At 69.4% G+C, this 21,248-nt stretch carries 21 protein-coding genes and 1 pseudogene; 11 read left to right on the top strand and 11 right to left on the bottom strand.

Features of this window, described 5'->3' with window-relative positions:
* Positions 1-99 precede the first annotated feature (99 nt).
* From V2J85_RS08250 to V2J85_RS08240, 3 genes are all read right to left on the bottom strand, one after another.
* Positions 100-420 (bottom strand): phage holin family protein, encoded by a 321-nt coding sequence (locus tag V2J85_RS08250; protein WP_261954071.1) that lies wholly within the window; start codon positions 418-420, stop codon positions 100-102.
* Positions 421-799: 379 nt separating this feature from the next.
* The gene (locus tag V2J85_RS08245; RefSeq protein ID WP_330821083.1) at positions 800-1,432 is read right to left on the bottom strand and encodes a hemerythrin domain-containing protein; all 633 of its coding nucleotides are present in this window, start codon (positions 1,430-1,432) and stop codon (positions 800-802) included.
* Positions 1,433-1,960: 528 nt separating this feature from the next.
* Positions 1,961-2,449, bottom strand: a complete 489-nt coding sequence (locus V2J85_RS08240) for a TetR/AcrR family transcriptional regulator (protein ID WP_330821082.1) — start codon at positions 2,447-2,449, stop codon at positions 1,961-1,963.
* Between the two features lie 211 nt (positions 2,450-2,660).
* On the opposite strand from V2J85_RS08240, the gene V2J85_RS08235 reads away from it, so the two are divergent.
* On the top strand, positions 2,661-3,722 hold the full coding sequence (locus V2J85_RS08235) for an FAD-dependent monooxygenase (RefSeq protein ID WP_330821081.1): 1,062 nt from the start codon (positions 2,661-2,663) through the stop codon (positions 3,720-3,722).
* A 145-nt stretch (positions 3,723-3,867) separates the two neighbouring features.
* Here V2J85_RS08235 and V2J85_RS08230 read toward each other — a convergent pair whose 3' ends face one another.
* Positions 3,868-4,425 carry a SixA phosphatase family protein gene (locus V2J85_RS08230; RefSeq protein ID WP_261954067.1) on the bottom strand — a complete coding sequence of 186 codons (558 nt, stop codon included), beginning with the start codon at positions 4,423-4,425 and terminating at the stop codon, positions 3,868-3,870.
* Between the two features lie 306 nt (positions 4,426-4,731).
* Here V2J85_RS08230 and V2J85_RS08225 point away from each other — a divergent pair, with 306 nt between their 5' ends.
* From V2J85_RS08225 to V2J85_RS08210, 4 genes are all read left to right on the top strand, one after another.
* The gene (locus V2J85_RS08225) at positions 4,732-5,214 is read left to right on the top strand and encodes a hypothetical protein (RefSeq protein ID WP_261954066.1); all 483 of its coding nucleotides are present in this window, start codon (positions 4,732-4,734) and stop codon (positions 5,212-5,214) included.
* A gap of 282 nt (positions 5,215-5,496) precedes the next feature.
* Complete coding sequence (locus V2J85_RS08220; protein WP_261954065.1) at positions 5,497-6,243, top strand: VC0807 family protein; 747 nt, start codon at positions 5,497-5,499, stop codon at positions 6,241-6,243.
* A 436-nt stretch (positions 6,244-6,679) separates the two neighbouring features.
* Positions 6,680-7,597, top strand: a complete 918-nt coding sequence (locus V2J85_RS08215; protein ID WP_410011215.1) for a DMT family transporter — start codon at positions 6,680-6,682, stop codon at positions 7,595-7,597.
* A 235-nt stretch (positions 7,598-7,832) separates the two neighbouring features.
* On the top strand, positions 7,833-8,105 hold the full coding sequence (locus V2J85_RS08210) for a hypothetical protein (protein ID WP_261954063.1): 273 nt from the start codon (positions 7,833-7,835) through the stop codon (positions 8,103-8,105).
* Between the two features lie 136 nt (positions 8,106-8,241).
* Here the strand turns inward: V2J85_RS08210 and V2J85_RS08205 are convergent, their stop codons facing one another.
* Positions 8,242-8,523 (bottom strand): DUF6355 family natural product biosynthesis protein, encoded by a 282-nt coding sequence (locus V2J85_RS08205; protein ID WP_330821080.1) that lies wholly within the window; start codon positions 8,521-8,523, stop codon positions 8,242-8,244.
* A gap of 521 nt (positions 8,524-9,044) precedes the next feature.
* Here V2J85_RS08205 and V2J85_RS08200 point away from each other — a divergent pair.
* Complete coding sequence (locus V2J85_RS08200; RefSeq protein WP_261954061.1) at positions 9,045-10,121, top strand: mechanosensitive ion channel family protein; 1,077 nt, start codon at positions 9,045-9,047, stop codon at positions 10,119-10,121.
* A 313-nt stretch (positions 10,122-10,434) separates the two neighbouring features.
* Complete coding sequence (locus tag V2J85_RS08195; RefSeq protein WP_330821079.1) at positions 10,435-11,382, top strand: NmrA family NAD(P)-binding protein; 948 nt, start codon at positions 10,435-10,437, stop codon at positions 11,380-11,382.
* Between the two features lie 13 nt (positions 11,383-11,395).
* Here the strand turns inward: V2J85_RS08195 and V2J85_RS08190 are convergent, their stop codons facing one another.
* Entirely contained in the window at positions 11,396-12,877 is a 1,482-nt protein-coding gene (locus V2J85_RS08190; RefSeq protein ID WP_330821077.1) for a DUF4419 domain-containing protein, read from the bottom strand.
* A 353-nt stretch (positions 12,878-13,230) separates the two neighbouring features.
* On the opposite strand from V2J85_RS08190, the gene V2J85_RS08185 reads away from it, so the two are divergent.
* Positions 13,231-13,884: a DUF3159 domain-containing protein gene (locus V2J85_RS08185; RefSeq protein ID WP_330821076.1), complete on the top strand. Its 654-nt coding sequence runs from the start codon at positions 13,231-13,233 to the stop codon at positions 13,882-13,884.
* Positions 13,885-13,980: 96 nt separating this feature from the next.
* The gene (locus V2J85_RS08180) at positions 13,981-14,235 is read left to right on the top strand and encodes a hypothetical protein (RefSeq protein ID WP_261954057.1); all 255 of its coding nucleotides are present in this window, start codon (positions 13,981-13,983) and stop codon (positions 14,233-14,235) included.
* A gap of 168 nt (positions 14,236-14,403) precedes the next feature.
* Here V2J85_RS08180 and V2J85_RS08175 read toward each other — a convergent pair whose 3' ends face one another.
* Positions 14,404-14,724, bottom strand: coding sequence for a hypothetical protein (locus V2J85_RS08175; protein WP_261954056.1), 321 nt, complete (start codon positions 14,722-14,724; stop codon positions 14,404-14,406).
* Between the two features lie 15 nt (positions 14,725-14,739).
* Entirely contained in the window at positions 14,740-15,999 is a 1,260-nt protein-coding gene (locus tag V2J85_RS08170) for a hypothetical protein (protein WP_330821075.1), read from the bottom strand.
* 175 nt (positions 16,000-16,174) lie between these two features.
* Here V2J85_RS08170 and V2J85_RS08165 point away from each other — a divergent pair, with 175 nt between their 5' ends.
* Both V2J85_RS08165 and V2J85_RS08160 read left to right on the top strand, forming a co-directional pair.
* Complete coding sequence (locus V2J85_RS08165) at positions 16,175-16,861, top strand: Clp protease N-terminal domain-containing protein (protein WP_330821074.1); 687 nt, start codon at positions 16,175-16,177, stop codon at positions 16,859-16,861.
* A gap of 440 nt (positions 16,862-17,301) precedes the next feature.
* On the top strand, positions 17,302-18,150 hold the full coding sequence (locus tag V2J85_RS08160) for an EamA family transporter (protein ID WP_330821073.1): 849 nt from the start codon (positions 17,302-17,304) through the stop codon (positions 18,148-18,150).
* A 54-nt stretch (positions 18,151-18,204) separates the two neighbouring features.
* On the opposite strand, the pseudogene V2J85_RS08155 reads toward V2J85_RS08160, so the two are convergent.
* The 3 genes and pseudogenes from V2J85_RS08155 to V2J85_RS08145 all read right to left on the bottom strand — a co-directional run.
* A pseudogene (locus tag V2J85_RS08155) lies at positions 18,205-19,071 on the bottom strand (extracellular catalytic domain type 1 short-chain-length polyhydroxyalkanoate depolymerase); the annotation flags it as partial.
* A 576-nt stretch (positions 19,072-19,647) separates the two neighbouring features.
* Positions 19,648-20,535, bottom strand: a complete 888-nt coding sequence (locus tag V2J85_RS08150; protein ID WP_330821072.1) for an alpha/beta fold hydrolase — start codon at positions 20,533-20,535, stop codon at positions 19,648-19,650.
* A gap of 34 nt (positions 20,536-20,569) precedes the next feature.
* Positions 20,570-21,028: a helix-turn-helix domain-containing protein gene (locus V2J85_RS08145; RefSeq protein ID WP_261954051.1), complete on the bottom strand. Its 459-nt coding sequence runs from the start codon at positions 21,026-21,028 to the stop codon at positions 20,570-20,572.
* Between the last annotated feature and the right edge of the window lie 220 nt (positions 21,029-21,248).

The raw sequence follows: 21,248 nt of genomic DNA, 5'->3' as shown, positions 1-21,248 counted from the left end.
CGGTGCCGCACCGACGATCACGGACCCGGGCACCCGACCGCGCGGAGCCGATCGAGCCCGGGCCCGACGGCCGCCACCTGCACTCTTTGGCGTACGGGCTCAGTCGGCCGTCCGGTCGGGGATCATCTGCACCACCGCCCCGCGCGAGGCGGCGCGGGCCTTCCGCAGCCGCCAGCAGCCGAACGAGGCGAGCGCCGCGGCGCCCGAGGCGTAGCCGAGCGCCATGGTGGCGGCGGCCCGCTGCGGTGGCGGCCAGTGGCGTTCCGCCGCGCGCAGCACCGCCTCATGGGCCGACAGCAGCGCCAGCGAGGCGCAGACACCGCCGGCGGCCAGGGCCAGGGAGCCCAGGCGCGTCTCGCGGGCCCTTGCGGTCAGTTCGTCCCTCGCCCGTTCGAGCTCCGCCTGGACCAAGGTGGCCACCTCCTCGGATCAACCGTCCCGCAGCCCCGGAGAACCTGCCCGCGGGGTCCGGCGGATCGGGTACGCAACCGTCTTGGTCCGGCGGATCGGGTACGCCACCGTTTTGGTCCGGATGCTGCTCGGCCATCACACGAGCCCTTTCTCGACGCGTACCACGAGCGCACCGCCTAGCCGTAACACCTCCACGGCAGGGCCAAACGGGACGGGCGCCGCTGCCACCCGCCTGGCGCGCCGGTTTCCTGCGCATGGCCGCGGTCCGGGCGCCGGCCAGGACGACGGCTTGTCGGGCCGCTCGTCCGGCTGGTCGGGGCGCTCGTGCGGACTGTCGGGCCGGCCGTCCGGACTGTCGGGCCGCTCGTCCGGACTGTCCGGCCGCCCCTCAGGAGCGCCGGGTGCGGCCCCGCCGGGTGAGGAAGTCCCGTACGCCGTCCAGCAGGCCGAGGCCGGGGCTCACCGCCCGGGTGGCCAGGGCGGAGTCCGGGGCGTGGGGCCGGGGGTGGGTCGGGGCACCGTTCCTCGCCCGCCGGACCTTCTCGCCGAGCTCCCGCCTGGTGTGCGCGGGGCAGGTGGCCTGCAGCCGGGGGAAGAGCCGTTGTTCCTCGTCGAGGAGGTGACCGGTCACCCGGGTCGACAGGGCCAGGACCAGGGCGGTGAAGTCCTCGTCCTGCGACTCCCGCTGCTCCAGCTCGTGCAGCAGCTCCTCGATGTGCCCGTGGTCGGACAACTCCTTCTCGGCCCACCGCCGCCCGTCCGCCACGTAGTCCCGCACGGCGGGGTACAGGTACGCCTTCTCCACGACGAAGTGCCGGACCAGGGCGGCGGACACCTGCTCGACGAGGGCCTTGCGGGCGGCACTTCCCGGTGCGGCGGCGCGGATACGGTCGAACAGCCGCTGTACCGCGCGGTGATCGGCGGTGAGCTCCTCGATGACGTCCGGGGCGTCCGGGGCGTCCCGGGCATCGGAGGTGTCTGGCGCGTTCGGGGTGTCTGGGGCGTCCGAGACGGGGCCCATCGGTCAGCGTTCCTTCGAGTGGGTGTGGGGAGGCTGCACCGGGGGGCGAATTTCCGCGAGGTGACGCGGGTGTTGATCCTCTGCCGTTCCCTCGCTCACCGGCCCACCGTCCTCGGATGGTCTCTGACCTCATGTCCATCTTGAGGTAGCGCACCGCGTCGGGCGCGCTGAAGGCGAGGGCGGTCAGCGTGGCGGCGGTCAATAACGCGCGGACCATCGGGGGGCGCGCCGACCGGCGCGGTCTCCTCCGGCGCGCAGAAGAAACGCCGACCCGGCCCCACGGGAATGTCCCGGCCGTCATCGTCCACCAGGGTGACGACGATATGCGTCTGGCAAGGACCCCGGCCGTCCGGCGAGGCGGGGCACGGCCATACGTTGGCTTTGGAGTGGCCGACCCGTGGGGGCCGACCGTGGCGGCCAACCCATGGGGGCTACCTCGTGGGGGCCAACCCATAGGCGTCAATCCAGGGACGTCAGCCAGGGAGGCCAATCCCGGGACGTCGATCCAGGGACGTCAATCCCGGGACGTCAATCCAGGGACGTCGAGCGCAGTTCCGTGATGACTTCCGCGCCCGACGGCGCGTTCTCCGGGTCCACCAGCCACTGCAGCATCAGACCGCTCAGCAGGGCGAGCGGTACCGAGCCCCCGAGCCCCTCCCGCGCCATGCGCTGCCCCTCGGCGAGGTGCGCCCGTACCTCCGGTGACCGTTCGGCCTGCACCGCGGCCTCCAACTGGGCCACCCACAGGGCCCGATGCGTGGTGAAGCTGTCGATCAGCGCCTGCCAGCGCTGCTCCGGCGTCCCTTCGGGCGCGCGACTCGCGAGCTCGTCACCGAGCTCGTCCACGGCCTTCACGAGCGCCTGGGTGAGCAGCGTGTCCCGGGACCCGAAGTGGTAGCCGATGGCGGCATGGCTGACTCCGGCCGCTGCCGCGATGTCCCGGACGGTGGTCCGCGCCCAGCCGCGTTCGATCAGGCACTGCTTCGCGCCGGCGAGGAGGTCCTCTCGATTTCCCATGTCCGCAGCGTATCCGAGGGTTGTCCGCATGGTTCATCCGCTTGGTTCATCCGCTTGGTCGACCCTAACGGGATCCACCCACTGCTCCGTCCGACGGGATCCATCCACTGCTCCGTCCGACGGGATCCATCCACTGCTCCGTGCGTTCTTGCCCAAATGGTTTATCCAAACGGTTTGCCCATTTGGTCAAACCCTGGATATGGTCATTCCCATGACTCACGCAACGGTTCTGATCTCGGGCGCGAGCGTGGCCGGACCCGCCCTCGCCTACTTCCTGCACCGCGACGGCTACGACGTCACCGTGGTCGAACGCGCCCCGGACCTCCGGGACAGCGGATACGCGGTCGATTTCCGCGGCGCCGCGTTCGACGTGCTCGACGACCTGGGCATCCTCGCCGAGGTGCGCCGCCACGAGACCAAGATGCGCGGCACAGCCCTGGTGGACGAGGCCGGCACCGAGACCGGGATGCTGCCGGCCGAAGCCTTCGCCGGTGAACTGGAGGTGCCGAAGCGGGAGTTGACCCGGATCCTGCACCGGATCACCACGCACGACGTGGAGTACGTCTTCAACGACTCGATCAGCGCGCTCACCCAGCACGACTCCGGCGTCGCCGTCGAGTTCGAGCGCGGCGCGCCCCGTACCTTCGACCTCGTCATAGGGGCGGACGGGGTGTACTCGAAGGTCCGGCGGCTCGCGTTCGGCCCGCACGCCGACGCGGTGCGCCACCTCGGCCTCTCCGGCGCCGGCTTCAGCACCGCGAACTACCTCGGTCTCGACCACAGCGGTGTGCTGCAGCATGCACCGGACACGGCGATCTACGCGTTCAGCGCGGGCGACGCGGACCGGCTGACGGTCAGCCTCTCGTTCGCCACCCCGACGCCCGCGCTGGACCGTTGCGGCCGGGAGGAACAGGAGCAGGCGCTGCGCACGGCGTTCGCGGGACGCGGCTGGGAAGCGCCGCGACTGCTGGACGCCATGACCGAGGCCGACGACTTCTACTTCTCCTCGGCCTGCCAGGTCCACCTGGACCGCTGGTCGCAGGGCCGGATCGCCCTGCTCGGCGACGCGGGCTACTGCGCCGCGCCCACCAGTGGCATGGGCACCTCCCAGGCCCTGATAGGCGCCCGGACCCTGGCCCGACACCTGGCCGGAGCGAACGGCGACCACACGACCGCCTTCGCCGCTTACGAGGCGGAGCTGCGGCCGTACGTAGCGGAAAACCAGGCGACGGGTGTGGAAGGGGCGGCGATGTTCGGGGGCGGGGAGCGGTGATTACCGGTCGGTGGCTGAGGGCCGGTGGCCGGCAGGCAGCAGGCAGCAGGCAGCAGGCAGCAGGCAGCAGGCAGCAGGCGGTGGTCGGTGGTCGGTGATCGGTGGTCGGTGAAGAGGGAAGTAGCTGTGAGCTGAGCGTTCCGGGTCACTTCCCAGGAGCTTCGCCGCGCGGGACGGTGAAGTCCGTGAGGGTGGCGGTGCCCGGCGCGAGGTCCGCCCAGGCGCCCCGCAGGGCCAGGACCGCAATCCCCGACGTAGGGAATTTCGCCCGCACCCGCCCCAACGCCTCCCCGTCCGCGTCCCTGCCCCGCTCTCCCTCTTCCTGTCCTGCCAGCGCCAGCACCACGTCTTGGACGCCCGGCTGATGGCCGATCAACAGCACCGTCCGCCGCTGCTCCGGAACCTCGCGCACCACATCGAGCAGCTCGGCGGCGCTCGCTCCGTACACCCGCGGCTCGAAGACCACCTCCGGTCGGGCGCCGAGCTCCGGTGCGACGAGGTCCCAGGTCTCGCGGGTGCGGCGGGCCGTGGAGCACAGGACGAGGTCGGGCACGCACCCGTCCGCCAGCAGCCGGCGCCCGGCCGCCGGCGCATCCCTGCGGCCGCGCTTGCCCAGCGGGCGCTCGTGATCGGGCACGTCCGGCGGCCAGGCGGACTTGGCGTGGCGCAGGACCACCAGCCGGGCAGGAAGGGGCGGCGTCATGCCTTCATTGTCCTCCGGGTCACGGTGGGCGCGGGCCTTGGAGCCCGGCCCGGTTGGCGCTGTCGCTCATGCTGCTGCTCGGCCATGCTGCTACTCGGCGCGCGGTGCTCGGTGCGCGGTACCCGGTGCCCGGTGCCCGGTGCCCGGTGCCCGGTGCCCGGTGCTCGATGTTCGGTGCTTCGTGCTGACGGGCGCTACGTGGACCGGCAGCCGCTCGACGGTTAAGTACGGAGCCCCACCCCACCTCAGCCCATCTGAGTACCTGCCCTCTGGCAACCACGCTCTCCGGCCACGTTGACTCACCCCATGACCGACGACGCAACTGCTCTGCCGCCTCACCCTGCCCCCACCGCATACGCGCCAGAGCCCGTCGCCCACCGCCACGCCGCACCGGCCACCGTGCCCCCGCCGCCCCACCCTGCCGTGCCCCTGCCCCTGCCCCTGCCCCATCCCGTCCCCTCCCCGGCACGGCGGCTCCGTGACCCCTTGTGGTGGTGCCCGCCGCTGGTCGCCGTCGGGGTGATCGGCGGTCTCTACATCCCGGCCTTCACCCTCTACGCCTTCGCCACCATGGCCACGGATTCCTGCGGCCCGGATCTTTGTCCGGCCAACGTGACCGTCCCCCTGATCAGCGCTCCCTTCCTCTACGCGACCGGCGCATGCCTCGCCCTACTCTCCTTCGCCTTCCCCTGGACCATGCGTTGGCGCAAGGCGCGGCTTTCGGTCGCTTGGGTCGGTACCGCAGCCTCCGCGTCGGTAGTGCCGCTGCTGCTCTCCGTCATGCTCTGAAGAGTCGGGGCCGGTGCCCGTCCCGGCGCCAGTGTCGAGCACTGCCGTAGGCCTGCCGCAGGCGATGGCCATCGTCATCTTGCCGAAGTGGACCGGCCAGCAGGTCGAGGTCCACCCAGCGGTTGAGGAGCACGGGTGGAGAGCCACGACCGCCGGACCAACCCTGGGGCCGACGCCTCTCCACCCTCCCAACTCCTAACGTCGAGGCAAGTGGTCGTGAGCGGTTGTGCCGCACGGCCGACACCTCGTCATCTCTACTTCGTTCGGATCGCTGGGGGACTCATGAACACCGTGGAAGGCAGGAAATCCATGGAGGGCATGAAAAGCATGGAGGACGCGGAGGCCAGGCAATCCGTCGATGGCGCAGCAGCCACGGGAGGCGTGGAAGCCACGCGTACGGACGGCACACACCGAAGGCGCGCCTTCCTCATCCCGCTGATCGTCAACATCCTCCTGCCCTTCGTCGTGTACTACGTGCTACGCGCACAGGACGTCGCCCAGTGGCAGGCGCTGCTGCTGAGCGGTGCCATTCCGGCGGCGCACGCAGTAGGCACCGCCGTGATACGCCGACGCGTCGAATTCGTTGATCTAGTGGTGCTCGCCCTGCTGGTCGTGTCGGCCGTCACCTCACTGATCAGCGGCAGCCCGCGGATACTGCTCCTGAAGGACGCTGCCATCCCCGCCGTCCTAGGGGTCTGGGTCCTGGGTTCGCTCTTCGCCGCCCGTCCGTTGGCGTTCCAGTTCGGACGCCGACTAGGCGGGCCGGGTGCGGAGGAAGCGGCGGAACGCATGTGGTGCGAGCGGCCGGACTTCCGTGCGGCGCTCCGCGGACTCACGGTGCTGTGGGGCACCGCGCAACTGCTCGACGCCGTATTGAGCACCGTCGAAGCAGTGGCGCTGCCCGTTGACCTGGTGCCAGTGATCGGCCGCTTCCAGTCCCTCGGCATATTGGCCGCCACGGTGGCACTCACCGTGCACCACAGCCGCGCCTTCCGCAGGCGCCACGGCATATCCCTCCTTGGCTCATGAGCAGCGGTCAGCCACCACGCCGTCTACATATCGGCCGCCGTGCTGCCCATGCGCCCACGACCCGTACGTGTGCCTACCGCCTTGGGGCTTCCGGTACCGACAGCCACGGCCTGCCCCAGACCAACGACGCCGCCTGTTGCCTTCCCCATAGCGGCCACCGGCTCAGCCCAGGCACCAGCCACGGACCACACCCACGGTTCATGCCCACACGCCGGGTCGCTTTACGCCGGGACGGCCCAGGACGAGGCGGGGGAGGGAGGAGAAGGGGGAAGGGAAAGGGGGCGGGGGAAGGCCAGGCCTCTAACGGAGGGAAGTGTGCGGCCGTGGTGTGGTCGTCGTTCTCATCTGGTGGCGTGCCGTGCTCCGCGCGTTGCGGGTTGCTCTGCCACGGTTGCTGCCAGGAACCAATGGCCTCACGACCCGAGGGGATCGCACGGTGGCGGCTGTGTTGTCTGCGCTGTTCGCGCTGCTGGCGGCCGTGGGCAACGCCACGGGTACCGTGCTCCAGCGCCTGGCTGCACGGACCGTACCGGAGGGTGATGCCTTCAGTCCCAGGCTGGTCCGGCACCTGGTGCGTAATCCGGCATGGCTCGGCGGGATCGCCGTGGTGGTCGGCGCCGCGGCGTGCCAGGCGTTGGCCCTGGCGCTGGGTTCGCTTGTCCTGGTCCAGCCGATCCTGGTGACCGAACTGCCCCTGGCGCTCGTGATCGCCTGCGCGCTGTCCCGCCGACGGCTGCCGGCGGCCGGCTGGGCCGGTTCCCTGAGCGTCGCCGTCGGCCTCGGTCTGGCGCTGGCCGCTGCCGCACCGTCCGGAGCGGGCACCGAGGTCTCGTCGGCCACGTGGGTGGTGACGCTGCTGGCCACCGTTGGTGCCATCACGCTGTGTGCGGCGGCAGCGGCGTCTCGCCCGCGGGGGAAGGCCCGCGCGGCCCTCTTCAGCGCCGCCTCCGCGATCGGTTACGCCCTGACGGCGACCTTGATGAAGTCCGCGACCGACACGTTCAACCGGCACGGCCCGAGCACCTTCTTCGCCTCCTGGCAGACCTACGGATTTGTGGCGGCCGGGGCATGCGCACTGTTTCTGCTGGCCAACGCGCTGGAATCCGGCCCGCTGGTGGTCTCCCAACCCGTCCTCACCCTGGGAGAGGCCCTCGTCAGCCTGGCCCTGGGCATCGTGGTCTACGGGGACCGCGTACGCACCGGATGGTGGCTGATCCCGGAGGCGATCGGGGCAGTGCTGGTCACTTGGGGCGTGCTCATCCTGCCAAGGGTCCAGATGGAAGACGAGAGGGAGGAGGGCGGAGGGGCCGGGGCGGGGGAGCAAGGGCCGACACCGGGAGGCACCGCCACCTGACAGTCCGCCCGTGCTGGTGCAGGCCCCGCACCTACGACGGCACCCTTGACGGACACCAGCGCCTGCGCAATCTGGACAACGTCGCTTGCCACTTGCCGCTTGCTGCCTACCGCTTGCCGCTTGCGCTTACGCCCACGCCCCCTGCCTATCCGCCTACGCCCCATGCCTGTTGGGCTGCCTCCTCGCCCGAGCGCACCCACGTCGTAGTCCCGACCGGCCCAGTAGGGTTGCGGCCATGGGCAAGGGGATGGGGCGGTGGCCCACGGTAGATCTGGACAGCGGCGTCGAGGATGCGACGCTGCTCATCCTGGAGTGGCTCGGTGAGCAGGGGATTGGAGCCATGATTCGCATCGATGCGGAGCGCCTGCGCGAAGGCCGGCCAGCGTGGACCTTCGCCGCCGGTGGCGGGCCGTTGCCGCCGATGAGAGCTGACGGCGCCTCGGTCGCCGAGTGTATGGGCCGTGCCCTGAGTCGAATGAGAGAGGCTGGGGTGGCCGTTCCCTTCTGAGTCGCCCGAGGCTCCGTAATTCCCGTGTGCTGCGACGGCTGTCGGTTGCCAGGCTGACGGCTGCCGGTTGCCGGCCTGACGGCTGGCGGACGAGTCGTCGCAACGGGCCGGAGCAGGAGGGACAGCTCGTGGCCGGTCAGCAGGTGCGCCCGACGTAGTGCGCGCCCTGGATCCTGGAGGCGGAGCCCAGCCACGTACGGCCCGGGCCGACGCAGCGCTGGTAGTCGGGGGCCCAGGCGACCTCCACCTTGATCACGACGTTCGAACCGTCCGTGGTGCAGTGGCGGTAGTACGCATCACTGCCTGTCTTGTAGAAGCCACATGGTTCTTTGGCCAGGGCGGTGGCCTGACCAGGCGCGGCGGTGACCGCTCCGCAGAATGCGGCGGCACCGAGCATGAGGGCGGCAAAGCGGCGCATGGAACACCCTTCCTCAGGACGCTGACCCGACTTGGTGTCGTTGTTCGTTCTCACGGCTCAAGTCGGCCCTTCTCAAAACACCAGTTGGTCCGCCGCCGTGTATCGGTCGACGCGTGCGGCTTCGCATGACTCCCCTTCGCGGAATCGTCCATGCGCAGCACCGCACGTGTGGGTGACGGCAGAATGGGCCAGATCGGGGCGCGGAGTGTGGGGTGGGGTTCGTAGTGAGCGCATGCCTGATGGAGGCGGGCGGGCACGGGTGGTTGGTTTCTCCTGGGGTGCTCGCTGCGTATCGCGTCGTGTGCGGCAGGATGGCTGATCGCGTCAGGACGACCACGACTTGCGGGACCTTCACGTCTTCGTCTACGTACATGGACACGTACACGTACACGCACACGTCTGCGGTCGGGCCCCGGCGCATTCGAAGTCCTAGAGACAAGCAGGTAAAACCGAATGATGGAGCATCACATGCGATGCGTGGCAGTGGCAGGGCTGCAGTTCCCGGGAGCGGGGGTTGACCGGTGAACCGTGATGTCACGCTGCATGACCTGATCGTTGCCGGTGCCGCGCTGATTGCCGGTATCGTCGCCGGACTGTTGTGCAAAGCGGTGTTGCGGTGGCTGGGAAAGCACGCGAGCAGAACGCGATGGAGCGGCGACGACGTCATTGTCGATTCACTGCGATCCGTGGTGCCCTGGGCGGCGATATCCGGTGGTCTGGCGGCTGCGGCCGCTGCGCTGCCGCTGACGCCTACGGTCGGACGGAACGTCAACCGCACGCTGACCGTGCTGCTCATCCTGGTCGTTACACTGACCGCGGCCCGGATGATCACCCGACTCGTGAGGTCGCTGGCCCAGTCACGATCCGGCGTGGCCGGATCGGCCACCATTTTCGCCAACATCACCCGCATCGTGGTGCTGGCAATGGGCGTTCTGGTCATCCTGCAGACCCTGGGCATTTCCATAGCCCCTCTGCTCACGGCGCTCGGCGTGGGCGGCTTGGCGGTCGCCCTGGCATTGCAGGACACCCTCGCCAACCTCTTCGCGGGCGTACACGTATTGGCTTCGAAGACCGTGCAGCCCGGTGACTACATTCGGCTCAGCAGCGGGGAGGAGGGATACGTCGTCGACATCAACTGGCGTAACACCGTGGTCCGCCAGCTCTCCAACAATCTCGTGATCATCCCGAATGCGCAGCTGGCCGGCACCAACATGACCAACTTCACCCGGCCGGAACAGCAGTTGTCGATCCTCGTCCAGGTTGGGGTCGGTTACGACAGTGACCTCGAACACGTCGAGCGGGTCACCCTGGAGGTCGTCAAGAGCGTGATGACCGACGTCAGTGGCGCCGTTCCGGAACACGAACCGGCCGTTCGTTTCCACACCTTCGGGGACTCTCGGATCGGCCTTACGGTGATTCTGGGAGTGGGTGAATTCAGCGACCAGTATCGGATCAAGCATGAATTCATCAAGCGGCTCCATCAGCGGTACCGGGACGAGGGAATCAGGATTCCCGCGCCGACACGGACGGTGGCACTACAGCAGCCGGAGGGCGTGGCGATACCGCAGCAACGGGGGACGTCGGACCCGGTGTTGTAGGCGGTGAGGTGAGGTGAGGTGAGGTGAGGCGGGGGCGGGGATCGGGTGGCGGTTGGGTCCTCGCCTGCGCCTGGCGCGGGTGCCGGTGCGCCTCCTGACCCGGCTCCACCGGTCCTGACCCGGCTCCACCGGTCCTGACCCGGCTCCACCGGTCCTGGCCTGTCTCCGCCTGTCATGACGGTATCCGTCGTCATCGTCCTCAACATGCTGGTATCCGCCAACATCCCCGCATTGGTGGTTGGCCCCGGCGCTCCGTTGCGCACTGTGGGCGGTGACAAGCGGGACAGACGCCGCCTGCAGAGGGAGAAGCGCGATGGACAGGGATACCGCGATGGACACGGGTGCGGCCATGAACCGTGCGGCGGAGGGCGCGGCGGAGCGCACCGTGCTGGTTATTGGCGCGACGGGAAACGTGGGCCGCCAGGTCGTCCCCCAGTTGTTGGCGACTGATGTAGGTGTAGGTGTACGTGTACACGTACGGGCCCTGACCCGGCACCCGGACTCGGCCGGCCTGGCGTACGGCGGCGTCGAGGTACGGGCCGGCGACCTGGCCGACGCCCGCGGCCTGGAAGAGGCCCTGGAGGGCGTCGACCGGGCCTTCCTCATGTGGCCCTTTCATACGGCTGACGCCGCGCCCGCTGTCGTCGATGCGCTACGGCGGCACGTGGAGCACGTGGTCTTTCTCTCCTCGGGGGCCGTCCAGGACGGGCTCGCCCCCGGGCAACAGCGGCACCCGGTAGGCCGCTCCCACGCCGCGGTGGAGCGCCTCATCGAACGGTCGGGACTCGGCTGGACGCATCTACGTCCCAGCACCTTCGCCAGCAACACCCTCTGGTGGGCCGACCAGATCCGCACCGGCGACGTGGTGCGCGGCGCCTACGGGGCGGTGCCCATGGCTCTGCTGCACGAGGCCGACATCGCCGCCGTCGCCGTACGCGCCTTGACCGAGGAGGGCCACGACAAGGCGGTCTACACGCTGACCGGGCCCGAGATCCTGACCCAGGTCGATCAGGTGCGCATCATCGGAGAGGCCATCGGACGGCCTCTCCGGTGGGAGGAACTGTCGCGGGAGGCCGCCCGCCAGCAGCTGCTGGCCGACGACACCTTCCCCGACTCCTTCGTGGACACCCTGCTGGACGGGTACGCCGAGATGCTTGATGCCCCGCGGCCGGTCACGACCACCACGGTCGAGGAGGTGGCCGGAGGGCCGGCACGGACCTTGCACCAGTGGGCCGTTGACCACGCTGCCGACTTCCGTTGACCCTGGCCGGCTGTTAGAGCGCGCGCAGGGCGTCGCCGAGGTCCGGGCCGTAGGTGGCCCAGCACTGGATGTCCCCGGCGTCGGAGACGACATCGCCCAGATACCAGTTGCCGTCGCCGTCGTCATTCCGGTCGCCGGCCCGGACCGCGCAGATGCCGTTGAGGTTGATCGCGTAGTCGACCTGGAGGGGGCTGCCGTTGTGGGTGACGGTGCCGATGGTGGTGAGCGGATGGGCCTGCGGGCAGCCGGTGAGGCGCTGGACGTCCGCCCATGTCCAGGGCTCGGGCAGGCGCGCGCCGGCGTACGGTCTGTCCGCTCGTTCGCCGTCCGGTTCGGCATGCGGTGCGCCGTCCGGCTCGGTGGCAGGCTTGGCGTTGGGGTTGGGCTTGGTTGTGGGAGCCAACTCGACTACTGCGTGGCCGAGTTGGGGTCGGATCCACTCTCCCTCGCGCTCGATACCGAGGATGCCTCCGAGGAACGCCATGTCCAACGTTCCCGTGGGGGTCTCCCAACGGAACGGGACCTGGGAGACGTGCGAGGGAAAGTCGTCCTCGGCGGTCGTGCCGGGCCCGAACGACGGCTTCGGGCGCGGACCGTCGTCGGTGTACCGGTGGGCGAAGAACGCGGTGATCCAGCCCGTCACCCGGTCGCCGCCCGAGGCCGACTCCCACTTGTAGAGGGAACGCCAGAAGTCGAGGTCGACACCCCAACCCGAGGCCGTCGCCCAGATCGCGTCCAGCACCGGCTGCAGTGCCGTGAACCACGGCCGCAGCCCTTCGAACCACTCCGCCAGTTCCCGCACCCGGGCCGCCAGCAGACGCCAGTCCCGGTCCGTGCCCTCCAACCGGATTCGCGGAATGCCGCAGAGGGTCTGCCACCGAAAGCGGTAGTACGGGCTGACCACGTCCATCAGCGCCACCAGCATGGCCGTGGCGTCCGTGTCCGTGGTGGTGGAGAAGGTGGGCTGGAAGAGGTCGGCGGCCTCGTCACCGATCCGGGCGCGCAGTGGTTGTTGGACGAGGTTGATCGAGCGCTCCCAGTCCAGCGGGGCCGAATCGTCCCGTACGACGATGGTCTGCCGGTGCCCGGGCGTCTCCGTGAAGATGCCCTCGTACGTTTCGGGGTTCAGCCGGATGTGTACGGCTACCTCGTGCACGACGGCGTACCAGAGGACATCGGGCGAGAGGCTCAGGGGGAGGTGCGCGGTGAAGCAGGTGTGCAGGGCGCGGAGCAGGAGGCTGGAGGTGGGTTCGGCGATGTCTGGGGCGCCGGAGGGCCAGCCTAGGAGGTGGTCGGTGCTGCGGTGGTGAAAGTGTGCCGGTGGCTGGTCGCGGAGCGTCGCCCGTAGGAAGCCATCGTTGCCGAGTTCGGTGAGTTCCGCGGCGAGCCCGGCGGCCTCGTTGTCTGCTCGGCCTACTTCACCTGCAGCGTCTTCTCTGCGTTCTCCGCCCTTCCCGCCTTGTTCGTCCAGCGGCAGGTCTATCTCGTATGCCATCGGTCCCCCTCGGTCCCCCTCCGCTTCCGCTCCCTGAAACGCCGATCCGAACGGCTTGATGTACGGCGATCGTCCGTGATCTTAAAGCGCCGAAGGTCGAACGCTGAACGACTGGCAGGGAGCGGAACTCAACATCAGTGAGCCCCGGCGTGGGTATGGAGGCTCCTCGTCGACCGGCTCGGGGATCTCGTCGTCGAATCCTTGCTCGGGGTGTTGCTTGTCGTCGAGCAACGGCCACTCGCCGTAGTGGCGGGTTCGCCGAGTCGAGGTGCGCACCGGATGCGACTCCGGTCCGTGGAGCACAGCATGGCAGCAGGGATGCCGGACCGGACGGAGTCGACCGGAGGTTTCGTATGACCCACCCTGACACGACGCCCAAGCCCGACGACGCGCCGTCACCGAGCGACCCGCGACGCCCCGACGCCACACGCGGTCTCAACCTCTTCCTCGGCTTCGCCCCTTGGATCATTTTCGCCGTGGTGGCGAGCCCCAGTTCGTGGGGGTTTGCCGCACTCGCCGCGCTCATCACGGCGATCGGGGCCAGCATCCCCGACATCAGGCGGCGCAGCCTGAAGATCCTGGACATCGCCGGCATGCTTTTCTTCGCCGTCATCTGCATCCTGTCGCTGGTCCTCGACCGCCACGCCCTGATCTGGCTGGAGACATACGCCCAGACCCTGTCCGCCGGGGTGCTGGCCGTTGTGGCCCTCACCTCCCTCGCCTTCATGCCGTTCACCGAGCAGTACGCCCGGGAGTCCGTGCCCCGCGCGTACTGGGGGAGCCCGCTCTTCCGGCACGTCAACCGGGTACTGACGGCGGTGTGGGGAGCGGTGTTCCTGGTGACGGCCCTGCTTGGCGTCCTCGCCCTGCACACCACGTCAGGGGCGGACTGGCTCAACTGGATCATTCCGATCGCGTTGCTCGTGGGCGCGGTCCGCTTCACGAGGTGGTACCCGGACCAGGCCCGGGCGCGCGCTCAGCGGTCGGCTGCCTCGGCTGCCACGTAGGCGTCGGGTGGCGGCCCACCGGCTCAATGAGGGAGAGGGCCGGATTCACTCGTACGTGTGCTGCACCGCAATTCGAACATGTGATGCAATCTTCGTGTGACTCCTCCCTATGCCTTCCCCGAAGATCTCGTGCAGGCTCAGCGCGCCTGGTACACCGCGTACCGAGAGCTTTCGTGCGAGGAAAACCCATCCCAGACCACGGTGCTGCGCCGCAGACTGCAGCAGCTGTCGGTGCGGATCGCCACGCACCCGTACTGGGCGAGCATCCCCGGCCGGGCGCCCGCCGCCCGCATGGCGCTCAAGCAGCAGACCTGGGAGCTCGAGCCCGAGCCTGAGGAGGTCAGGCCGTGATCGCCGGCACGCACCACGCCCTCCGCGGACGAAGCGCGAGCACTCTGCAGAAGTTGACCGGTGACCACCACGGCGGGGGCGTCTCACCTCCACCGGGGCCCGTCGTCGATACGACAGAGCCCCGCCGCCCACCACCGCCGCCCACCAGCAGAGACCCCTCTGGCCACTTCAGACGAGGTAGGGCCACAGGCTGACGCTCTCCCGCCTGACGCGGATCTCGACCCATGTCCCATGGACTTCGTCCGGAGGTGGTGGGTCGGCGAGGTCGAAGAGGATCTGGGTACCGCTGCCCAGGTCCAGGAAGGCCGCTCCGTCTCCGGTGAGGTTCAGTCGGCCTCGGAGGACGATCTGGTCGCCGTCCTCGTGCAGTGCGGGCGTGGTGTCGGCAGTCGGTCGGGTGTTGCCGGCCCAGGCGATGTCCTCCTCGACGGTCCACTCGACGTGGTGTCCGCGCTCCACATCCTCCGGGGCTCCCGGCCAGCGCACCACGGCAGTGCCAACTCCCTACGAACCTGGCTCCGCATCCGCGGCCGCATTCATATGCGCATCCGCGTGCGCGTTCGCAGCCGAGATGTGGGGTGGTGCCAGTTCCACCCGGCAAAGCCGGGCCGGGGTGCCGTCGCGGCGGATGTCTTCGTCGAGGAGGCCGGCCCAGTTCGGGCGCCAGTGGGCCGCTCGGCGTGCCATTTCGAGGCGGACGGTGTGGGGGAGGGTGGCGACGATTCCACGTCTGGCCGGCCACCAGTCCGGCAGGCAGTCGTAGCCGCGCTCGATGGTGCTCGTGGTGTTCGTGCCGGTGCCGGTGTCGGTGTCGGTGTCGGTGTCGATGTCAGAGTCGGTGTCGGAGTTGGTCACTGTTATGCGGATGTATAGCCAGCGGCCCCGTTCGGGGTCGGCTTCCGCGTTCCGTAGGGCGGCCAGCAGCGTGGCTGTCTCGCCGAAGATGCGTCGGCCCAGCACGTCCAGGAATCCGTCCGCGCCGCGGCCGTAATCGGTGTCCTCGGCGTCCACGAACGTTGCCGAGAGCGCCGAACTCCCCTCCGTCCGGGGGCCGTTGGCGCGTAGCCAGGCGATCAGTCGGTCCCGTTCCGGCGTGGCCGGCGGTGCCGGGCGGTTGAGTTCGGTGGCTGCCTTCATCTCCACGGCGAGTACCGCGGCGTGCTGCTCAGGAAGCCAGCACGGGACCCTCCGGTCGGTGGGCTCGCCCTGGCCGGCCGGCAACACGGCGGCCCCGTTCGGGACCGGGGCGGCAGCGGTTCGTCGGTGTGCCGCCTCGCGCTCGCGTACGGCGGCCGGGTCCGCGCCGTCGGTCACCAGGGCATCGCAGACCTGCCGCACCTCGCTGTCGTCCGTCGGGACCATGCTGTGCACGCCGTCGTCGTGCACCTCGACGGGGTACGGAGCCCGCGCCCACTCCCGGCCGTCCCACCAGTACACAAAACCGATCTCCTCGCCGCCGGCGATGACGTCGTCGAGCCACTGCCATGGCAGCCAGGAGGGTCCGTCGGCCAGCAGGTCGACGGGCGGGGCCAGGCCGACGGTGTCGCTGTAGTCGTGGTCGATGCCGTAGAGCACGGCTCGTCCGCCCTCGACCCAGGACAGGGCCCACCAACCGTTCCCCACGTCCGCGGAGCGCAGTCCGGTCTCGTCAAGGCGGTAGTTGTGAACGGGGAGCTGTTGCTCGCTACTCCAGGCGGCGAGGGTGGCGGCGTGGGACCAGAGAACGTCGGGCGACGGGAGGTGCGGGGGTTCGTTTGTGATCACTGTGCCGGGCCGTTCGGAGCGGATGGGAGGAGGTGGGGGATGGGAGGTGGGAGGTGGGAGGTGGGGTGCGTGCTGGATATCCGGCAGCGTACGTGACGTTGGGGGGACAGGAAGGCAAGTGCGCCTTGACAAACGGGAATTGTCAAGGCGTACTTGCCTCATGCCTCTCCCAGACTTGGACGACCTGATAGCGGAAGTCGACAGGACCTGCGATGCCGCGCACCGGCCCGGTGGACAAGAACAGCCGGACTGGCTCGCACTGCTCACGGTGGCGGCGAACCTTGCCGGTCAACTGCAAGCACTGGCAGACGACTTGGTCGAGGACTATGTCGAGCACTGCCGGATGCACGGCAGCTCGTGGACGGACATCGGTACGGCGCTGGGCGTGACCAGGCAAGCCGTGCAGCAGCGCTTTCACGCACCCCACAAGCGCTACGGGCCCGAGACCATGACGGACGACCTCCGCCAGGCCATGGTGCATGTGAAGCAGGCCGCGGTGCATCACCGCAACAACTACATCGGGACGGAACACCTGCTCTGGGGCCTCACCGCGGAGGACAACACGGCAACGCGTCTGCTGCGGGCCGCCGACGTATCGCCCGAGGACCTGCACAAGGCCGTCGGGGCGCGGCTGAGCATGGGGGCGTCGCAAGCGGCGGAGCGGATTGCCTGGACGCCCTACTCCCGTAAGGCGATCGCGATCGCGGAGGAGCGGGCCGAGGCGGCGGGTTCGGCAGGTATCGACTGCGACCACCTGCTTCTGGGGCTCGCCCAGATCGGTCGTGGCGTGGCCGCCGGGGTGCTCAGTGAGGCCGGAGTGGATGCGGCGACACTTGACGGCCGTCCTCGTCTTCGCGGCTGAGCTGCCTGGCGCACGGGGCGCACGGGGCGCACCGAGCGCACTGGGCGGACGGGGCCCACGGGCCGGACGGGGCCCACGGGCCGGACGGGGCGGACTCCATGGGTCCTGCAAAGTCCCCGCAAAGACCTGATGCGGCTGTCCTCCTCCTCCCACGGAAACCTGACAGGTGGACGCAGCTGCCATGTGCGGCGCGGCTGCCGATTCGCCAGGTCAACGGGCCCGGAGTGATGCGGATTTCGTTGATCGTCGGGGGTTGTGGCCATGTTGTCGCCATGCCATTTTCGCTGTGCCATGTTGCAGGTCGGTGCGACCGGGCGATGCGATTCCCCGTCCGGCCAGACGCCACCGGGCGGACGGGCGGAGGGACGGAGGGTGCCATCAGTCAGCTCGTCAGTCGCCGTGCGCAAGCCATTGCCGTGATCAGCCGGGGATTGGGCGCAGTGCCCGCCCCCGGTCTGGTCATGGGTGGCGTGCTCGGTCTGCAGTGCGGGGCCGCGCTGACCACCCGGCTCTACCCCGTCGTGGGTCCGGCGGGAGTGGTCAGCCTGCGCCTGTGCCTGGCCGCCGTCGTCCTCACCGCCCTGTGGCGCCCCGGGCTGCGCTGGGACCGGACCACCCTCGGCGTCGCGGCCGCCGCCGGCACCCTGCTCGCCGTCCATCACCTCAGCTATTACGAAGCGGTCGACCGTCTCCCCTTGGGCGCCGCCACCACGATGGAGTTCCTCGGCCCGTTCGCCATCGCGCTGTTCGGCTCGCGCCGGGCCGCCGATCTGCTGTGGGCCTGCCTGGCCGCGGCGGGTGTCGTGCTGCTCAGCCACTCCGGCATTCCGCTCGACACCGCGGGACTGGCCTGTGCCCTCCTCGCCGGATGCTGCTGGGGCGGCTACATCCTGGTCGGCAAGAGGCTCGCGGAACGCGTCCCGGACGGGCGCGGTCTGGCCCTCGCCGTCACCTGGGGTGCCCTCCTCAGCCTCCCGTACGGCATCGCCCAGGCGGGCTCCAGACTTCTTGAGCCCACCACCCTCGCCCTGGCCGCCGTCGTCGCCATCCTCTCCAGCGTTCTGCCCTACACCTTCCACCTCGAGGCCCTCCGCCGGCTGCCGCCCCGCACCTTCGGCGTCCTCACCAGCCTCGAACCCGCCGTCGGCGCCCTCATCGGCCTCGTCCTGCTCGGCCAGCACCTGGCCGTCCCCCAATGGGCCGGTGTCCTCGCCGTGGCCCTCGCCTCCATCGGTGCCACCCGCGCCCCAGGACGCGCCGGTCCCAGGAAGTGTGCGGGCAGTTCGTGATGAGGGTGGCGGGGGCGGCCGCCGGCGGGCGGCAGAACCGCCCTGCTAAGAACCGAGGTTGAAGAATTTGGTGATCCAGTAGCTGGAGCAGATGGAGGCGATGAAGTTCGCGGTTCCGGTCCGGCCGCACTGTTGGGGGCCCGTGCCCGGGTCGACCGGAGTGCCGTGGCCGATGCCCGGCACCTTGTTGACCTGGACGGCTACGGTGCCGTCCGTGGCCAGGTATTCCTGACTGCGGGTGGCGTTCGGGCCGATGGTGGAGGTGCGGTCCGGGGTTTGGCTCAGGCCGTGGACGGCGGTCCATTGGTCGCGTAGTTCGTCGGCGTTCCTCGGGGCGACCGTGGTGTCGTTGTCACCGTGCCAGATCGCCACGCGGGGCCAGGGGCCGGAATACGACGGGTAGGCGTCGCGGACGCGTTGTGCCCAGGCGGCGGGCGTACCGTCGACGCCGGGGTTCATGCAGGTGAACGGCCCGGTGTCCTTGGTGCAGTTGTAGGGGAGGCCGGCGACGACGGCGCCCGCCGTGAAGACGTCGGGGTAGGTGGCCAGCATCACCGAGGTCATGGCGCCGCCCGCCGACAGGCCGGTGACGTAGGTGCGTGAGCGGTCTGTGCCGTAGGCGGTATTGGCGTACGCGACCATCTGCCGGATCGAGGCGGCTTCTCCCTGGCCGCGCTGGTTGTCGAGGGGTTGGAACCAGTTGAAGCACTGGCCGGGGTTGTTCGCGGAGGTCGTCTCGGCGAAGACCAGGAGGAAGCCGTACCGGTCGGCGAAGGTCGTCAGCCCGGAATTGTCGGCGTAGATCCGGGCGCTCTGGGTGCAGCCGTGCAAGGCGACAACCACGGCGGGATGTAACGGGAGTTGGGGCGGTCGGTAGACGTACATGGTGAGGTTGCCCGGGTTGGCGCCGAAGTTGGCGATCTTCTCCAGGGTGGTGGTCGGCCGTTCCGTCGCGGCGGTGTTGGTGTGGTGGTTGTTGATTCCTGCGGCGGGCGTGGGGGTGAGTAACGCTGCGGTGCCCGCGGCTATCAGGCAGGTGGCGGCCAGCCGGGTCAGACGTGCGCGTGGGCGGCGGCGCTGTGCTGGAGCGGTTGGGGACGCGGGAGTCTGCTGGTGGGACGGTGTGTGCGGTGGGGGGAGCGTCACCGTGACCTCCTGTGGCGACGTGGCGACGTGACGACGTGGAGACATGACGATGTGGCGACGTGACGATGTGGCGATGTGGCGATGTGGCGATGTGGCGACGGTACGAGCCGGTCGGACCGTAGGGACCGGTCGGGCCCGCGACCCAGCGGTGTGCCGTGTCTGCGCGCGGGCGCAGGCCGGTGTGAAGGTGCCCGGCCACAGGTCTGCGTGCGGGGACACCGCTGGATTGCTGGTCACCGTACGAAAAGGCCACTACGGCGCGTCATGGTGCCGGTCACCACAGTCCACCGTCCGTCCGGTGTCGTGTGATGGTTGCGCCGGGATGGGCGCGGTGCTATTTCGCAAAGTCGGTCAGCCGCGGAGGAACGTGAGGACCGAGTCGGTCTGGTTGAGGAGGGCGTGACCGGCCTCGGGGAGGACGTTCACGGTCGCGTGGGGGAGGCACTGGCGTACGCGCCGGACGGTGCCCTCGGAGTCGAACATGGCGTCGCGGCTGCCGACCGTCACCAGCGTGGGCATGGTCAGGCGGCGCAGCGCACTGTCGGGGAAGAGGGGGAGCCGCTCGGTGCGGGGCTTGAAGTGAGTGAAGGTCAGCATGACGTGATCGAGGAGATGCTGGGTCTCGGGGGCTCTCAGGCCGGTGACGGCCGCGGTTGACCGGCGCACCCCCCGGCGTCCGACCGCGCGCAGGAGCACGGCCTTGAACAGCCAGGCCACCTTCTGCCGGCCCACGCCGCCGGGGCAGAGCAGGGCCAGACGGGTCACTCGGTCCGGCCGGCGGGTGGCGTAGTCGAGTGCCACCCATCCGCCCAGGGAAGTGGCGACGATCGCCGTTCGGCTCACGCCCAGATACTCCAACACCTCGTCCAGCCAGAGCGCATGGGCGTCGGAGGACAAGGGCGGGCGGGAGGGGGCGCTCAAGCCCGGTTCGCCTATGAGGTCCAGGGCGTACGTCCGGAAGTGCTGCGACCACGAGGCGATGTCGTCCAGCCACATCGTCGTGTTCGCTCCCGATCCGTGGAGCAGTAGTACGGGCGGCGCGTCCTTCGGGCCGGAGGCGAGGACGAAGGTCTCGCCTTCGCGGGTCGGTATCCGTACCTCCTCGGCGGGGACCGGCCAGTCTTGGAGCATCTCTCGGTAACGCTGCTGGATCTCCCTCGCACCGGCTTCGGTCTTGTAGATCGTGCTGGTGCTGGTGCTGGTGCTTGTGCTGGTGGGGGCGTTGGTGCTCGCGCTCATGCTCCTGTTTGTCCTCGTGTGTTCGTCCTCGTGCTCATGTCGCGAGCACTCCGTCCATGCATTCGAGCACCCGGGCCGTGTCGGCGAGACCGCCCAGGACGATGACCTTCAGCCGGGCCCTCTCCTTGTCGTGGGCCGTCTCGATCCGCAGGGGCGCATGGCCCGGACCGCGGTCGGTGGCCACGCTCATCAGGAGGTTGGTCAGGCGGTCGACCCTCTCGGGGGTGATCGCGTCGATCTCGACGATGCTGCAGACCTCGGTGTGCTGTTGCTTCTGTTGCTTCTGTTGGTGCGGTCGCCGTTCGTCCGCGTCGCCCGGAGGTGCGGGTGCCGGGCGGCCGGTGAAGGCTTCCAGGTCCTCGTGGGCGATGCGGTACTGCTTGCCGATGCGCACCGCGTGCAGACGTCCGTCCCGCACGTAGTTCCGAATGGTGCGGACATGCAGGCCCAGGTGCTCCGCTACTTGCTCCACGGAGTAGAAACGATCAGGCATGAAAATACCTTAACCTCCTCTATTCGTCAGTGCAATGAGGAAGTTTGAGGAAAGTAGGGAAGGTTGGAGAGTGGTGTGATGCGTAGTGGTGAGGTGAAGCGAAGGGAGGTGAAGTGAGGTGAAGTGCTGTGCCGTGCCTCGGTGCCCAGAGGCTGTAAGCCATCTCAGTGGCCGTCAGGGACGCCGGGTGGCTGTGCAGCCGGTCGGGGGCGAGGTGGCG

This window comes from Streptomyces bugieae, assembly GCF_036352915.1.
Lineage (GTDB): Bacteria > Actinomycetota > Actinomycetes > Streptomycetales > Streptomycetaceae > Streptomyces > Streptomyces endophytica.
The sequence above is the reverse complement of the archived record's forward strand: the minus strand, read 5'-3'. Positions and strand labels throughout refer to the sequence as shown.

What these genes read in the sequence shown, in the direction of transcription:
- V2J85_RS08235 (WP_330821081.1), top strand. Translation starts at nt 2,661, where the DNA reads ATGACTCACGCAACGGTTCTGATCTCGGGCGCGAGCGTGGCCGGACCC.
- V2J85_RS08145 (WP_261954051.1), bottom strand. Translation starts at nt 21,028, where the DNA reads ATGCCTGATCGTTTCTACTCCGTGGAGCAAGTAGCGGAGCACCTGGGC.
- V2J85_RS08195 (WP_330821079.1), top strand. Translation starts at nt 10,435, where the DNA reads ATGGACAGGGATACCGCGATGGACACGGGTGCGGCCATGAACCGTGCG.
- V2J85_RS08210 (WP_261954063.1), top strand. Translation starts at nt 7,833, where the DNA reads ATGGGCAAGGGGATGGGGCGGTGGCCCACGGTAGATCTGGACAGCGGC.
- V2J85_RS08150 (WP_330821072.1), bottom strand. Translation starts at nt 20,535, where the DNA reads ATGAGCGCGAGCACCAACGCCCCCACCAGCACAAGCACCAGCACCAGC.
- V2J85_RS08185 (WP_330821076.1), top strand. Translation starts at nt 13,231, where the DNA reads ATGACCCACCCTGACACGACGCCCAAGCCCGACGACGCGCCGTCACCG.
- V2J85_RS08205 (WP_330821080.1), bottom strand. Translation starts at nt 8,523, where the DNA reads ATGCGCCGCTTTGCCGCCCTCATGCTCGGTGCCGCCGCATTCTGCGGA.
- V2J85_RS08245 (WP_330821083.1), bottom strand. Translation starts at nt 1,432, where the DNA reads ATGGGCCCCGTCTCGGACGCCCCAGACACCCCGAACGCGCCAGACACC.
- V2J85_RS08230 (WP_261954067.1), bottom strand. Translation starts at nt 4,425, where the DNA reads ATGACGCCGCCCCTTCCTGCCCGGCTGGTGGTCCTGCGCCACGCCAAG.
- V2J85_RS08240 (WP_330821082.1), bottom strand. Translation starts at nt 2,449, where the DNA reads ATGGGAAATCGAGAGGACCTCCTCGCCGGCGCGAAGCAGTGCCTGATC.
- V2J85_RS08190 (WP_330821077.1), bottom strand. Translation starts at nt 12,877, where the DNA reads ATGGCATACGAGATAGACCTGCCGCTGGACGAACAAGGCGGGAAGGGC.
- V2J85_RS08220 (WP_261954065.1), top strand. Translation starts at nt 5,497, where the DNA reads ATGAACACCGTGGAAGGCAGGAAATCCATGGAGGGCATGAAAAGCATG.
- V2J85_RS08225 (WP_261954066.1), top strand. Translation starts at nt 4,732, where the DNA reads ATGACCGACGACGCAACTGCTCTGCCGCCTCACCCTGCCCCCACCGCA.